General features: G+C 35.6%; 5 protein-coding genes. 2 read left to right on the top strand and 3 right to left on the bottom strand.

Annotated elements, in window-relative coordinates:
• Window positions 1–67: 67 nt before the first annotated feature.
• From ABZP37_RS08060 to ABZP37_RS08050, 3 genes are read right to left on the bottom strand one after another with little or no spacing between them, the layout of a single operon-like run.
• Entirely contained in the window at window positions 68–1,117 is a 1,050-nt protein-coding gene (locus ABZP37_RS08060) for a UDP-glucose--hexose-1-phosphate uridylyltransferase (protein WP_366187139.1), read from the bottom strand.
• A gap of 7 nt (window positions 1,118–1,124) precedes the next feature.
• Window positions 1,125–2,288, bottom strand: coding sequence for a galactokinase (galK, locus tag ABZP37_RS08055; protein ID WP_366187137.1), 1,164 nt, complete (start codon window positions 2,286–2,288; stop codon window positions 1,125–1,127).
• Window positions 2,289–2,346: 58 nt separating this feature from the next.
• On the bottom strand, window positions 2,347–3,399 hold the full coding sequence (locus ABZP37_RS08050) for an aldose epimerase family protein (RefSeq protein WP_366187136.1): 1,053 nt from the start codon (window positions 3,397–3,399) through the stop codon (window positions 2,347–2,349).
• 100 nt (window positions 3,400–3,499) lie between these two features.
• Here ABZP37_RS08050 and ABZP37_RS08045 point away from each other — a divergent pair, with 100 nt between their 5' ends.
• Both ABZP37_RS08045 and ABZP37_RS08040 read left to right on the top strand, forming a co-directional pair.
• Window positions 3,500–4,498 (top strand): GntR family transcriptional regulator, encoded by a 999-nt coding sequence (locus ABZP37_RS08045; protein WP_366187134.1) that lies wholly within the window; start codon window positions 3,500–3,502, stop codon window positions 4,496–4,498.
• 445 nt (window positions 4,499–4,943) lie between these two features.
• Window positions 4,944–16,523, top strand: a complete 11,580-nt coding sequence (locus ABZP37_RS08040; RefSeq protein ID WP_366187132.1) for an HYR domain-containing protein — start codon at window positions 4,944–4,946, stop codon at window positions 16,521–16,523.
• Window positions 16,524–17,091: the final 568 nt, after the last annotated feature.

Here is a 17,091-nt window from a genome sequence, read left to right as displayed (position 1 = left end):
AACAGTCATACATAATAAGCCTATCATCAATGGATTTTCTTGCCAATGATGATAAGCGATTACATAATTATTTTAATTTATAATGAACCTCAGATAAGTCTCTTAACATTTGAGCACTTTTCTCTGCTGTAATATCTCTTTGTGACTCTCCCATCATCTCATATCCTACCATGAATTTTTTCACTGAAGCGGAACGCAACAATGGTGGATAAAAATGCATGTGAAATTGCCATTCTGGATGTTCTTTACCGTCAGTTGGCGCTTGGTGAATACCTGATGAATACGGAAAAGATGTTTCAAAAAGATTATCGTACTTTGCTGTTAATTTTTTCAAAATTACTGCATAAGCTGCTACTTCATCTGTTGTAAAATCGGTAATTTTAGTCACGTGACGTTTACTGATAATCATCGTCTCAAAAGGCCAAACTGCCCAAAAAGGAACCAACGCTACAAAATGGTCATTCTGAACAACGATGCGCTCTTCTAACAAAAGTTCTTTTTCTAAATAATCAACCAAAAGATTAGTTCCGAATTTTTCGTAATATGCTTTTAGGTTATTTTGTGTTTTCTCCACTTGAGTTGGCAATGATGATTGCGCCCAAATTTGGCCATGAGGGTGTGGATTACTACATCCCATCACGCTTCCTTTGTTTTCAAAAATTTGAACGTGGTTGATATATTCAACCGCTCCAAGTTCTGTATATTCTTTTTGCCAAGTTTTGATTACATCTTCAATAGTAGCCAAATCCATTTCTGGCAATGTCAAATTGTGTTTTGGTGAAAAACAAACTACTTTAGAAATTCCTCTTTCTGGTCGTGCTTTAAAGAAAGTATCACTTCCGTTATCTTCAAAAAGAATTTCTTCTTGTTTTAAAGCTGCAAAATCATTTTCAAAAACAAAAGCACTATCGTATTTGTCATTTGAAACACCGTTAGCTCTTACATTTCCTGGACATAAATAACATTCTGGATCGTATTCAGGTCTATCATCATTAGCAATTGATTCTTTTTGTCCTTGCCAAGGTCTTTTGGCTCTGTGCGGAGAAACCAGTACCCATTCGTTAATTAAAGGATTATATCTTCTATGCGGATCTTCGTTGATATCGAAATTTTTCATTTTTTTATTATTTATAAAGTGATGTACCGTTTGATACTTTTACGTCATGTATTTTTAATTCAATTCCAAATTTGTCTAAGTATAGCTTAGAGAATTTCGCTTTTACAGCTTCTTCGCTTCCTTTTTTAACCAATGTAATGGTGCAACCTCCAAAACCACCACCCATTAATCTTGAGCCAATTACCGTATCTTCTGCTTTTGCCAGCTCCACTAAATAATCTAACTCATCACAACTTACTTCGTAATTAACAGATAATCCATCATGAGTTTCGAACATTAGTTTCCCTAATGTCAAAATATCTCCACCATCTAGTGCTACACAAGCTTGAATTACTCTTTTAATTTCTTTAACTACATACAAACTTCTTCTGTACACATTATCAGTCATTTTAGACTGTAAGCTTGTTACATGATTCACATCGCAATCTCTAAAACTGGTGATTTCTGGATAATTAGCTTTAATAATATCTAGACCTTCACCACATTCTATACGACGCGTATTGTATTCAGATGTAAACAAAGAGTGCTTTACATTACTATCAAATAAAATCAAAGAATAATCTACAAAATTAGCATCGTGATACGTGTACTCTAAAGTTTTACAGTCAATTTTTATCACCTTGTCTTCTAATCCCATTACGCTAGAAAACTGGTCCATAATACCGCAATTGATCCCTACCCAATGCTCAGCACTTTGTCCCATCAATGCAATATCGATTGGCTTGATACCTAAATTAAATAACTCATTGATTCCATATAAAAATCCACATTCTAAAGCTGCAGAAGAAGATAAACCAGAACCTGATGGAATGTTACTGCTGAAAGTACAATTGAAACCTTCAAGCGCATACCCTTTTAGATGCAATTGATTCAAAACACCACGAAGGTAGTTTGTCCAAACGCTATCTGTAAGTTCTTGTTTTGAAGTCACGTCAATTTCAAAACTTTCATCTAAGTCAATAGCGTGAATTTTTGCAATTTTTGTATTGTTTTTTTCGAAAGCAAAACAGATTATTTTATCAATCGCTGCAGGCAAAACATATCCATCATTATAATCAATATGCTCCCCAATAATATTAATTCTTCCAGGAGAAAGAATTATCGTTCCTGCGGGTGCATTAAATGTTTTTTGATAAAACGCTTTAGTGTCTTTAATTAAAATCTCATTCATTATCGTACTATTTGAAGTTAGTTAAAAATTTAAAATCTATTTGATAAAACTACAAAAACTAAAGTTCTTGAAATTTATAAATGGTTTTTTGTTTGTACGTTTCTAATGGCTTTAAAACTGCATTAGGAAACCGCGGTTGATTGGGTGCATCAGGGAAATTTTGAGTTTCAAAACAAATTCCACTTTGAGAATGGTAATCTAATCCTGATTTGTTTTTTAATTCAGTAGCTGTTTTTCCACCAACATATATATGTACACTAGGCTGATTAGTAATTACCTCCATTTTCAGGTTATTTTTACTGCTCTTCAAAGTTGCTGCAACGGCCTCATTATTTTCGATAACGAAACTATTGTCAATACTTGCAGGACAAAATTTAGTGGTAGTGAAATCAAAATCAGTATTTGCAACATCGATAATTTTTCCAGTTGGCACACCTTCGTTGGTAATTTCCACCGTTTTATTAGAAGGCAATTGCAATTCTTGATTTAGAACCGAACCGTCATGACCGTCAAGGTTAAAATAAGTATGATGTGTCAAATTGATTACGGTATCTTCAGTTGTAGTAGCGGTGTAATCCAATACTAATTCGTTTTCTTCGGTCAAAGTATAAGTAAGTTCCACGTTCAAATCACCTGGATAATTCTCTTCACCAGATGGACTTAAATAAGTCAAAGTAATAGATGGATTTTCACCAGCTTTCACATTTTTAATCGTCCAAACTTTTCTACTAAAATTATCAATTCCGCCGTGTAAGGAATGCGTTGAATTATTAGTGCTCAATTGGATTTTTTTACCATTTAGTTCAAAAACACTATCTTTAATCCTACCCGCATAACGTCCTACGGTAGCACCAAAATAAGGAGCACCATCTATTTCAAAGGATTTAATATAGGATTCCAAGTTGTCAAAACCTAAAACAACATCTACTACTTTTCCGTTTTTTAATGGTACTTGTAAAGAAGTTAAAGTGGCTCCAAGTGCTATTACTTGTATTTTAGTTCCCTTTTTATTGGTTAATTCACAAGAATCAACCACTTGTCCTTGTGGAGTTAAACCAAATGATTTGATTACGAAATTGGACGTAAATTGCGATATGTGTTTTATTTCCATTTTATTTTTATTAAATACTGAAAAACAAATTTAAGATAATAATTCAATCTTACACACCAGTACCTACCAGTTTTTTTTTATATTGCAAAAAAGTATTGATATGAAACTAATAGCAATCGAAAATAATTCCGGTATCCCTAAATATAAGCAGATTATTATTTCTATCGAAAAAACAATTGAAAACGGAAACCTAAAAAAGGACGATAAACTCCCTTCTATCAACAAAGTATGCCTTGAATTTTCATTATCTAGAGACACCGTTTTACAGGCTTATGACGAACTAAAAAAACGAGGTATCATCTACGCTATACTAGGAAAAGGCTACTATGTAAAGAGTACCCAAGTTACCATCCAACAAAAAATTTTTTTATTATTTGATGAATTAAATATTTTCAAGGAAGATTTATACAATTCTATTTTGGTGAATATCGGAAAAAACGTTCAAGTGGACATCTTTTTTCATCATTTTAATATCCAAGTTTTTGAAAAACTAATTAATGATGCTAATGGAAATTATACTAAATATATCATTATGCCTACCAGTTTACCAAACGTTCACACCTTTATAAAAACCCTACCAGTTAACGATGTCTATATTTTAGATCAAACTAACGAAGAACTGAAATCCTACCCCGCCGTCTATCAAAATTTCACCAAAAACATCTATGACGGACTGTCAAAAGGTAAAAACAAATTAAAGAAGTACAACAAACTCGTAATGATCTTTCCTGGTTTTAGAGAACCAGTCGGAATGAAAATTGGATTTGAAAAATTTTGTACTGATTACCAGTTCGATTACGAAGTAATAACAGAATTCAAAAAAAGAGACATCGTGAAAGGTGAAGTTTATGTTATCCCAAATGACCGTGACCTAGTAAGTGTTATTGAAAAATCCAAAACACAGGGCTTTTTAATAGGTAAAGACTTTGGAGTAGTATCCTATAATGAGACTCCTCTGAAAAAAATTGTCGAAAATGGGATTACTACTATTTCTACCAATTTTGAGGCAATGGGGAAAATTCTAGCCCAAATGATTTTAAATGGTAAAAAGGAGCAAATTGTAAATAGTTCTTCATTAATAATAAGAAACTCACTTTAGCACAGAACAAACCTTTTTTTATTTTACAAACTAGTAATCAACTTTTTACGGATTAAAAAAACTATAACATTTAACGGATTCTTATTACTTTTTGTTGATTAAACTTAAATAATTTTCCTTACCTTTAATCTCCTTTTCTAGATAAAAGGTCTAAAAGACTAAGTAATATAACAACTATTAACCCTTTAATCGGGTGTTAAAAGTCTTTAATCGAAAAAAAAGAGTTAACGCGTTAAAGTAAATTTAAATTTGTTAAATTTGAAATAACACAACCTACTAATTTCAAACTCTTTACCCCCAAAAGAGTCAATATTTCAACTTCAATAAAATTATTGATTTTAGAATAATAATAATACCACTATTATATAAAACATCTTAGTACAGTAAACATTACAATTCTTCAAAGATTTACTGTAAATATTGAATATTTTAATAAGTGCCTATTATGAAACAAAAATACTTTTTAATAATTATTCTTTTTCTTAGTTTTCTAATAAGCTATAGTCAAGTCACTGGTGATTTTCGTTCAAAATCACCGACTAATACCAATTGGACTGCAATAGCATCTTGGGAAACCTATAATGGTTCTGCATGGGTAAATGCTACGGTCTATCCTGGACAGAATGCAGGTTCTTATACCGTTACTATTTTGACTGGAGATATTATTACTATTGCAACCAATCTTACCACTACCACAATGGGCCAGGTAATTGTATATGGAACTTTAAATCTCAGCCCTGCAGGCTCACCTAATACCATAACATTATCAACCACAACTTTAGACATAAACGGAGGTGCTTTGAATTTTAATTTAACTAAAGTTAGATTAAATTTACCCACCTCAGCTGTAATCACTCTAGAAAACGGAGGTAATTTCACGGGACAATGCAATAACAACGACGAGATTTACATAGGAACTACACGTTATGCAGCTTGTGTAGGTGGAGGCTCTAGTGTTTATACATTCGGTGAAGTTGCTGCATCTGGAGGGAATGTAAATGCGCAAATAACAAATCCAGCAGCTGATCCCGTTGCATCTTCCGCATGTACCACTGTTAATTTAACGGGAGGCTATACTGGAACAGAAACCAATGTTACCTATAAATGGAACCTTAGAGACCCGAATGGTACAACTACAACAATAACTTCAGGAACCCTTACTAATAGCTCTCAAACAACTGCAACTTCATTTAGCCCTTTAATAATAGGGCAATATCTAGTTTCATTGGAAGTTACAACTGCTTCGTTAGCGACAAATATTGAAACAAGAACTATTAATGTGGGGGTAGATATTGAAACCCCAACTATTAGTTGTCCTACTAACATTACTCAAAATGTAGGAGCTGCTAGCTGTACCGCTAGTGTAATCACTCCAAATCCAACTACTGGAGATAATTGTACTGTAACCAAATTAACTTGGACTTTAACAGGGGTTACAACAGGAGCTTCTGCTACAACAGGGATTAACAATATTGGTACTACAACCTTTAACTTAGGAATAACCACCATTACTTACAGAGCTGAAGATGCGGCTGGCAATTTTGCAACTTGTTCGTATACTGTAACCGTGGCTGACAATATAAACCCAACTATTAGTTGTCCTGCTAACATTACTCAAAATGTAGGAGCTGCTAGCTGTACCGCTAGTGTGATCACTCCAAATCCAACTACTGGAGATAATTGTGCTGTAACCAAATTGACTTGGTCTTTAACAGGAGTTACAACAGGGGCTTCTGCTGCAACAGGAATTAATAACATTGGGACTCAAATTTTTAATTTAGGCGCAACCACTGTAACATACAGAGCTGAAGATGCGGCTGGCAATTTTGCAACTTGTTCGTATACTGTAACCGTGGCTGACAATATAAACCCAACTATTAGTTGTCCTGCTAACATTACTCAAAATGTAGGAGCTGCTAGCTGTACCGCTAGTGTAATCACTCCAAATCCAACTACTGGAGATAATTGTGCTGTAACCAAATTGACTTGGTCTTTAACAGGAGTTACAACAGGGGCTTCTGCTGCAACAGGAATTAATAACATTGGAACTAGAACCTTTAATTTAGGAACTACTACTGTAACGTACAGAGCTGAAGATGCGGCTAGCAATTTTGCAACTTGTTCTTATACTGTAACCGTGACTGATAATATAAACCCAACTATTAGTTGTCCTGCTAACATTACTCAAAATGTAGGAGCTGCTAGCTGTACCGCTAGCGTGATCACTCCAAATCCAACTACTGGAGATAATTGTACTGTAACCAAATTGACTTGGACTTTAACAGGGGTTACATCAGGAGCTTCTGTAGCAACAGGAATTAACAATATTGGTACTAGAACCTTTAATTTAGGAACTACTACTGTAACGTACAGAGATGAAGATGCGGCTGGCAATTTTGCAACTTGTTCTTATACTGTAACCGTGACTGATAATATAAACCCAACTATTAGTTGTCCTGCTAACATTACTCAAAATGTAGGAGCTGCTAGCTGTACCGCTAGCGTGATCACTCCAAATCCAACTACTGGAGATAATTGTGCTGTAACCAAATTGACTTGGTCTTTAACAGGAGTTACAACAGGGGCTTCTGCTGTAACAGGAATTAATAACATTGGGACTCAAATTTTTAATTTAGGCGCAACCACTGTAACATACAGAGCTGAAGATGCGGCTGGCAATTTTGCAACTTGTTCGTATACTGTAACCGTGGCTGATAATATAAACCCAACTATTAGTTGTCCTGCTAACATTACTCAAAATGTAGGAGCTGCTAGCTGTACCGCTAGCGTGATCACTCCAAATCCAACTACTGGAGATAATTGTGCTGTAACCAAATTGACTTGGTCTTTAACAGGGGTTACAACAGGAGCTTCTGCTACAACAGGAATTAATAATATTGGAACTCAAACTTTTAATTTAGGCGCAACCACTGTAACATACAGAGCTGAAGATGCGGCTGGGAATTTTGCAACTTGTTCTTATACTGTAACCGTGACTGATAATATAAACCCAACTATTAGTTGTCCTGCTAACATTACTCAAAATGTAGGAGCTGCTAGCTGTACCGCTAGTGTAATCACTCCAAATCCAACTAGCGCTGACAATTGTGCTGTAACCAAATTGACTTGGTCTTTAACAGGAGTTACAACAGGGGCTTCTGCTGCAACAGGAATTAATAACATTGGGACTCAAATTTTTAATTTAGGCGCAACCACTGTAACATACAGAGCTGAAGATGCGGCTGGCAATTTTGCAACTTGTTCGTATACTGTAACCGTGACTGATAATATAAACCCAACTATTAGTTGTCCTGCTAACATTACTCAAAATGTAGGAGCTGCTAGCTGTACCGCTAGCGTGATCACTCCAAATCCAACTACTGGAGATAATTGTGCTGTAACCAAATTGACTTGGACTTTAACGGGAGCTACAACAGGATCTTCTGCTACAACAGGAATTAACAATATTGGAACTCAAACTTTTAATTTAGGCGCAACCACTGTAACGTACCGAGCTGAAGATGCGGCTGGGAATTTTGCAACTTGTTCTTATACTGTAACCGTGACTGATAATATAAACCCAACTATTAGTTGTCCTGCTAACATTACTCAAAATGTAGGAGCTGCTAGCTGTACCGCTAGTGTGATCACTCCAAATCCAACTACTGGAGATAATTGTGCTGTAACCAAATTGACTTGGACTTTAACGGGAGCTACAACAGGATCTTCTGCTACAACAGGAATTAACAATATTGGAACTCAAACTTTTAATTTAGGCGCAACCACTGTAACGTACCGAGCTGAAGATGCGGCTGGGAATTTTGCAACTTGTTCTTATACTGTAACCGTGACTGATAATATAAACCCAACTATTAGTTGTCCTGCTAACATTACTCAAAATGTAGGAGCTGCTAGCTGTACCGCTAGTGTGATCACTCCAAATCCAACTACTGGAGATAATTGTGCTGTAACCAAATTGACTTGGTCTTTAACAGGAGTTACAACAGGGGCTTCTGCTGCAACAGGAATTAATAACATTGGGACTCAAATTTTTAATTTAGGCGCAACCACTGTAACATACAGAGCTGAAGATGCGGCTGGCAATTTTGCAACTTGTTCGTATACTGTAACCGTGGCTGACAATATAAACCCAACTATTAGTTGTCCTGCTAACATTACTCAAAATGTAGGAGCTGCTAGCTGTACCGCTAGTGTAATCACTCCAAATCCAACTACTGGAGATAATTGTACTGTAACCAAATTAACTTGGACTTTAACAGGGGTTACAACAGGAGCTTCTGCTACAACAGGAATTAATAATATTGGAACTCAAACTTTTAATTTAGGCGCAACCACTGTAACATACAGAGCTGAAGATGCGGCTGGGAATTTTGCAACTTGTTCTTATACTGTAACCGTGACTGATAATATAAACCCAACTATTAGTTGTCCTGCTAACATTACTCAAAATGTAGGAGCTGCTAGCTGTACCGCTAGTGTAATCACTCCAAATCCAACTAGCGCTGACAATTGTGCTGTAACCAAATTGACTTGGTCTTTAACAGGGGTTACAACAGGATCTTCTGTTGCAACAGGGATTAACAATATTGGTACTAGAACCTTTAATTTAGGAACTACTACTGTAACGTACAGAGCTGAAGATGCGGCTGGCAATTTTGCAACTTGTTCGTATACTGTAACCGTGGCTGACAATATAAACCCAACTATTAGTTGTCCTGCTAATATTACTCAAAATGTAGGAGCTGCTAGCTGTACCGCTAGCGTGATCACTCCAAATCCAACTACTGGAGATAATTGTACTGTAACCAAATTGACTTGGACTTTAACAGGGGTTACAACAGGAGCTTCTGCTACAACAGGAATTAATAATATTGGAACTAGAACCTTTAATTTAGGAACTACTACTGTAACGTACAGAGCTGAAGATGCGGCTAGCAATTTTGCAACTTGTTCTTATACTGTAACCGTGACTGATAATATAAACCCAACTATTAGTTGTCCTGCTAACATTACTCAAAATGTAGGAGCTGCTAGCTGTACCGCTAGCGTGATCACTCCAAATCCAACTACTGGAGATAATTGTACTGTAACCAAATTGACTTGGACTTTAACAGGGGTTACATCAGGAGCTTCTGTAGCAACAGGAATTAACAATATTGGTACTAGAACCTTTAATTTAGGAACTACTACTGTAACGTACAGAGATGAAGATGCGGCTGGCAATTTTGCAACTTGTTCGTATACTGTAACTGTAACAGACAATATCAATCCTACAATCAATCCCCCTAGTAATATCACAACAACAGTAGCCGCAGGTACATGTACAAAATCAGTTGCCACAATCAGTCCTACTGTCAGTGATAATTGTGCAGTAACCAAACTAACTTGGACAATGACCGGTGCTACTACTGCTAATTCACTTGCAACAGGAATCAATAACATTGGAACATATTCTTTTAATCTAGGAACTACTACCGTTACCTACAACGTTTTTGATGCAGCTGGAAATACTGCTACTTCATTTTACACAGTTACAGTAACCGATAACATAAACCCAACTATTAGTTGCTCGGCGAACCTATCTCAAAATGTAGATGCTGGTAATTGTGCCGCTAGCGTGATCACTCCAAGCCCAACTACTGCTGACAATTGTGCTGTAACTAAATTAACTTGGTCTTTAACAGGGGTTACAACAGGATCTTCTGTTGCAACAGGGATTAACAATATTGGTACTAGAACCTTTAATTTAGGAACTACTACTGTAACGTACAGAGCTGAAGATGCGGCTGGCAATTTTGCAACTTGTTCTTATACTGTAACCGTGACTGATAATATAAACCCAACTATTAGTTGTCCTGCTAACATTACTCAAAATGTAGGAGCTGCTAGCTGTACCGCTAGCGTGATCACTCCAAATCCAACTACTGGAGATAATTGTGCTGTAACCAAATTGACTTGGTCTTTAACAGGAGTTACAACAGGAGCTTCTGCTACAACAGGGATTAACAATATTGGTACTAGAACCTTTAATTTAGGAACTACTACTGTAACGTACAGAGCTGAAGATGCGGCTGGCAATTTCGCAACTTGTTCGTATACTGTAACTGTAACAGACAATATCAATCCTACAATCAATCCCCCTAGTAATATCACAACAACAGTAGCCGCAGGTACATGTACAAAATCAGTTGCCACAATCAGTCCTACTGTTAGTGATAATTGTGCAGTAACCAAACTAACTTGGACAATGACCGGTGCTACTACTGCTAATTCACTTGCAACAGGAATCAATAACATTGGAACATATTCTTTTAATCTAGGAACTACTACAGTTACCTACAACGTTTTTGATGCAGCTGGAAATACTGCTACTTCATTTTACACAGTTACAGTAACCGATAACATAAACCCAACTATTAGTTGCTCGGCGAACCTATCTAAAAATGTAGATGCTGGTAATTGTGCCGCTAGCGTGATCACTCCAAGCCCAACTACTGCTGACAATTGTGCTATAACTAAATTAACTTGGTCTTTAACAGGGGTTACAACAGGATCTTCTGTTGCAACAGGGATTAACAATATTGGTACTAGAACCTTTAATTTAGGGACTACTACTGTAACGTACAGAGCTGAAGATGCGGCTGGCAATTTTGCAACTTGTTCTTATACTGTAACCGTGACTGATAATATAAACCCAACTATTAGTTGTCCTGCTAACATTACTCAAAATGTAGGAGCTGCTAGCTGTACCGCTAGTGTGATCACTCCAAATCCAACTACTGGAGATAATTGTGCTGTAACCAAATTGACTTGGTCTTTAACAGGAGTTACAACAGGAGCTTCTGCTACAACAGGGATTAACAATATTGGTACTAGAACCTTTAATTTAGGAACTACTACTGTAACGTACAGAGCTGAAGATGCGGCTGGCAATTTCGCAACTTGTTCGTATACTGTAACTGTAACAGACAATATCAATCCAAGTTTAGCACCAGGATTAGACCAATCTGCAAATACAGCCACAGGACTTTGTACAGCTTCTGTAAATGTAACAAATGCTATATACAGTGATAATTGCACTGTTACTTCGTTCACTTATTCATTAGGTGGAGCAACTACTAAGTCAACCACTTCAAATCAAGTTGGAACCTATACTTTTAACAAAGGTATTACTCTTATTACTTATACGGTAATTGATAATTCTGGAAATATTACTACTGGAACAAAAACAATTACTGTTATTGATAATCAAAAACCTAACGTTCCAACATTAACCAGTATAAATGCTCAATGTTCCATAACCGTACCTCCTCCGACAACACCAGATAATTGTGACGGAACTATAACAGCAACCACCAGTGACAATACCGTTTTCACAAATCAAGGAACTTTCTCTATTGTTTGGTCATTTAAAGACAGTAGCAATAATGAGACTATTGCAACTCAATCAGTAGTAATAAACGATACCACTGCACCTGTACCTAATGTGACAAACTTACCAAACAACAATATTTCAGGTTGTCAAATAGATAGTTTAACCCCACCAACAGCAACTGATAATTGTTCTGGCACTCTAAACGGAGTTCCTAATATTAGTTTTCCGTTCACTAAACAAGGTACAACTGTTATTACTTGGACTTATACCGATGCAAAAGGGAATATTAAAACTCAGAATCAAAATTTAACTTTAACCTCTCCTCCTATTTCAGGTGGTACTCTAAAAGGATACTTAAGTGACATATACACAACTGCAGATGCTACAGATAACATTGCTATTACCTCTTGTCCAGATGATACAAATCCAATTAAAATTGATCTTACAGGAGAAACTGGAACTATTGTTCAATGGGAAAAATTTGAAGCAGGGAACACAAGTTGGGAAGTAATTCCAAACACAACGAACTCCTACAATATCACCTTTAATTATACAAATACAAAATCAACCTTATTCCGTGTTTTAGTTCAAGTTGGAAGTTGTACACGATATTCGAATATGGTCAACGTACACGCCATACCACCTGACGTACCTCCAATTTTGGAACAAAATGATTTTACTATTTGTCTAAATGACCCCGTTACTCTAATAGCTCACAATGGCTATAACTCCGCTTCAAACGTAGATGATGGTGGAGATTTCAATAATGGCCAGTTCCCTAACAAATGGGATCCAACCCAATGGAAAATAGACGGACAAACTGCCGGTGCTCAATGGACTGCTTCAGGTAACAATACTAAATTCAACAATTGGTCCGGAACCAATAATCATCCGGTAGGGACCAATTACAGAATTGAATATGATTCAAATGATTTTAAATTTGGTATTGCACATGGTAATTACAATAGTGCTGGATACAAGGCTGCCTTTCCCCCAGGAAACCCAACAAGATTAGAAACTCCAATTTTCAGCTTAGTAGGTCTACAAACTGCTTCTGTTGATTTTGACCAAGCCTTTAATCTACATGCTGGTGACATTGCTAAACTAGAATTATCATTAGACGGTGGAACAACTTATACTATTACACTACAAGACTTAATTGGAACGAGTCCGCATGCTCTTTCTTGGGGAGATACACATGGAGCCCCTGTACCTTATCCTTATGTTGCTCCTGGAAATAATGGAAAACCTGTAACTAAATTTAATTTTCAAAATGACAATTCATCATTTGACATTTCAAATTATATAGGGAATGATAGTGTGAGAGTAAGATGGACATTCTTTGGTACAACTGACGAAAGTGCGTGGGCCATTGATAATATTTCGATACCTGTAAGACCCTATAGCGACCAATTAGAATGGACCGATGGATTAGGCGATCCAGGAGAACCACCATTGGCTTCAGGAACAATTGATGTTGCTTATACCTTTGTACCCTCTTCACCTGGCGTTCATCAATATGGCGCAACAAGTCTTATTAATGGCTGTAGAGCTTATGATCCTGACGGAACAGCCATTGCGGATGTAAAAGTGAACTACTCCTATGCTGGAACTAACATCACTCCTATACCTGGGAATTGTGGAGGAAATAGCGCTTCATTGAATGCTTATGATAACCGCTTAACCGCTGTACAAAATAAAGCAAATGGATCCTATCCTCGCGATCTTGACAATTTCAGTGACGATCCTGGTACACAAGCAGGAGGAACATGGTCTATAGTAAACGGGCCCGGAAATGCTTGTGGAATTGGAAACTTTTCTCCTAATGTAAATGATCCTAAAGCAACTTTTACTGGAGCCGCTGGAACCTACACTCTTAAATGGAAAGTAGCTACTTGTGAAGCCCTTGTTCAAGTAACTTTAGCGAATTGTAATGTTATCGATTTCGACGGTCAAGATGACTTTGTAAATTTCAGAAACAATTATAATTTATCTAGTTCATTTTCTATCGGAGTTTGGGTTAAACCAGAACCACAATCTACACCCCCTAACAATATAAAATCAATTTTAACCAAACGAAATGGTGATAACTTAAGTAGTCCAAATGGTTACGATTTAAGATTAGATAGCAATAATTACATTTCGTTTAATTGGAATAACGGAGGTAATATATCTTCCCCTTATCCTATTAACACTTCTAGATGGTATCATGTAGCCGTTACTTTTGACGGTACTACTTATAAATTATACTTAGACGGAATCGAAGTTAATTCAACCACAGGTAGTGCACCTATAACAAATAACAACAACTGTTTATTAGGAGCTATGGATCGTAACGGCAATCCAAATCAACCCATAAATTATTATAAAGGTTGGATTGATGAAATACGCATATGGAATACAGCCATAAATAAAGATCAACTTCATCAAATGATGAATCAAGAAGTAAACTCTAATGGAGCAATGGTGCGTGGTACCATTATACCAATAGACGTCAACGGATTAACGTGGGCAAATTTAATAGGCTACTATAGAATGGATGATCTTAATTGTGGTTATCTAAGACCTTTTGCAGGCAAAGGTGTTGACGGAAGATTATTTAACATCAATACCTCGCAGCAGGAAACAGCACCATTACCTTATACAACTATTAGAAATGGAAACTGGAAAGACAGAGGGGCGTCCACAACGCCATGGTTATATGGAAGTAGTGTTTGGGATTACCCTAACAGCACGGGAGTTAATGGTGACCCAATTGATTGGAATATTGTTGTTAATTCAAATAATTTAAATAATGATGATAAAGATATTAGCTTATTAGGTTTTATCATGAATACTGGCACTGAACTTATAGTGACCGCCCCAGGAATCCAAGATGAAACAAATTCAGGACATATGCTATGGATTACACACTATTTAAAATTAAATGGCTTCATAGACTTGATAGGGGAATCACAATTGATTCAAAAAAGATACTATAGCTATCCAACTCAATATAGTGAAAGCATTTTTGAAGAAACTAGTACTGGGTATATTGAACGAGATCAACAAGGCAAAAAAAATAGTTTCAATTATAACTATTGGACTTCACCTGTAAGCATTAGAGGTGCAGCAAATAACTCGCCTTATACTTTGAATGGTGTTTTAAAAGACGGAACAGTTTCTTCAAGTCCAAAAAATATAAGTTTTGTTACAACTGCTTTTGCTGCTGATGGCCCCGTAGAAAGTCCTATAAAAATTAGTACTCGTTGGATCTGGTCTTACAATTCTAAAACGTTGGCTTCAAATTCTGAATTGCAAAATTACTACTTATGGAATCACATCTATAATTATGGTTCTTTAAATACAGGTGAAGGATTTACTATGAAAGGAACAGGAGGAACTGCTCCTCTTACCGTTACACAAAATTATGTATTTACAGGTAAACCTAACTCTGGAACAATTACCTTAGGTTTACCTCTGGAACAAACTTATTTAGTAGGAAACCCATATCCTTCAGCACTAGATGCAGATGAGTTTATAAAAGATAACCTCAAAGATTGTGCTACTTGCAGAGGAACAGCAAATACCTTTAATGGCGCTCTTTATTTTTGGGATCATTTAGGAATAACAGCGAATCATATTCTAGCGGAATATGAGGGAGGCTACGCTACCTACACTCTTATGGGGGGCACAATTGCAAGAGTGAATGGTGATTTAAACTCACAAAGTGGAAATCAAGGAACCAAAGCTCCTGGGCGTTATATTCCAGTTGCTCAAGGATTCTTTGTTGATGCAGCTTTGGAAACTTCGATAATAGGAAGTACTACTTCTGTTCAAGGAGGTCCATTAGTTTTTAAAAATAACCAACGTGCATTTTATAGAGAAGGAAATAATAATTCAACATTTATGAAACCTGGTGTTTCTGGAAAAACAAAAGAATCAAATGAGATAAAAATTGATCTAAGACCTAAAATAAGACTTGGATATAATTCAGCTACAGGCAAATACCGACAATTATTGGTAGGTAGTGATAAAAACACTACTCAGCAATTTGATTTAGGTTATGATGCTCCCATGTTTGATATGAATGATGATGATTTATATTGGATAATTAAAAATAGCCCATTTGTTATTCAAGGTGTACCTAATTTTGAAGATGACCAAATAATTCCTTTAGGCATATCAATCTCAAAAGCGGGATTATCTACAATTAAAATTGATAATTTAGAAAACATCTCTAATGACTTGAACATTTTTATCTATGACAAAGAGACTGATCAATATCATGATTTAAGAACTAGTGGTTTTTCAATTATGCTTCCAACTGGAAAATATACCAATCGATTTAGTTTACGATTTGAAAAAGATATCCTACCAAGTACAGAAGAAAACTCACTAAAAGAAGGTGTCAAAATTTATTTTTCAAAAGAATCGTACAGCATAAATATTAATAATTACATTGAAAACGATATCGTCAAAAAAGTAACATTATTTAATTCATTGGGCCAAATCATAAAAACCTGGGAAATTGACAAATCAAATCAAGAAACCATTCAATTGCCTATTAAAAAAGTAAGCTCTGGTGTTTATATTGTGAAAACAAAAACTAACCAAGGTAGTTTTGACACTAAGATAATCATCAACTAAACCATGGACTTAAAGTCCATAGATTTGGTTGGCAGACTTAAAGTCTGCAAGGATGAATTACAAAAAAAAGAAAATTAGCCCCTGAATAAATAACACTTATTACTCCTAAACCCTAGTATCAGAATATCTTATTATTTGTGACTAGTACAAAATAATAGATACAGGTTATTAAACAAAAATATTTCATTAGGTAGCCGTCTCATATAAAAATTGAGACGGTTTTTTATTTATCCTATTCTCTAATTTACTAATGTTAAACAATGAATTCCGATTATTTAGGAATAGTCAATCAATATCTTATGTCATAAATAATTCTTAACAAAACTTCTGGTACCTTTTCCTTTTATCAACTCCCTAATATGATTTTAAATAAGACCTTCAAAAAAGTAATGAATAGCATATTCCACAAAATCAAATCTTTATAAACAAAACACAATACCTTACAATAAATATATATTTAAAACCTTAGGGGTTTTTACGGGTAAGTCATATATTACAAAATGTGTAAAAAATGCACTTTATCGGTTTTTTAAGTCATTTAATCGGCTTTATTGATTAAATATTTTAT

Origin of the sequence: Flavobacterium ovatum (assembly GCF_040703125.1) — a bacterium.
GTDB classification, from domain to species: Bacteria; Bacteroidota; Bacteroidia; order Flavobacteriales; family Flavobacteriaceae; genus Flavobacterium; species Flavobacterium ovatum.
Note: the sequence above shows the minus strand (reverse complement) of the source record. Positions and strands in the feature narration are given on the sequence as shown.

What these genes read in the sequence shown, in the direction of transcription:
- ABZP37_RS08040 (WP_366187132.1), top strand. Translation starts at nt 4,944, where the DNA reads ATGAAACAAAAATACTTTTTAATAATTATTCTTTTTCTTAGTTTTCTA.
- ABZP37_RS08045 (WP_366187134.1), top strand. Translation starts at nt 3,500, where the DNA reads ATGAAACTAATAGCAATCGAAAATAATTCCGGTATCCCTAAATATAAG.
- galK (WP_366187137.1), bottom strand. Translation starts at nt 2,288, where the DNA reads ATGAATGAGATTTTAATTAAAGACACTAAAGCGTTTTATCAAAAAACA.
- ABZP37_RS08050 (WP_366187136.1), bottom strand. Translation starts at nt 3,399, where the DNA reads ATGGAAATAAAACACATATCGCAATTTACGTCCAATTTCGTAATCAAA.
- ABZP37_RS08060 (WP_366187139.1), bottom strand. Translation starts at nt 1,117, where the DNA reads ATGAAAAATTTCGATATCAACGAAGATCCGCATAGAAGATATAATCCT.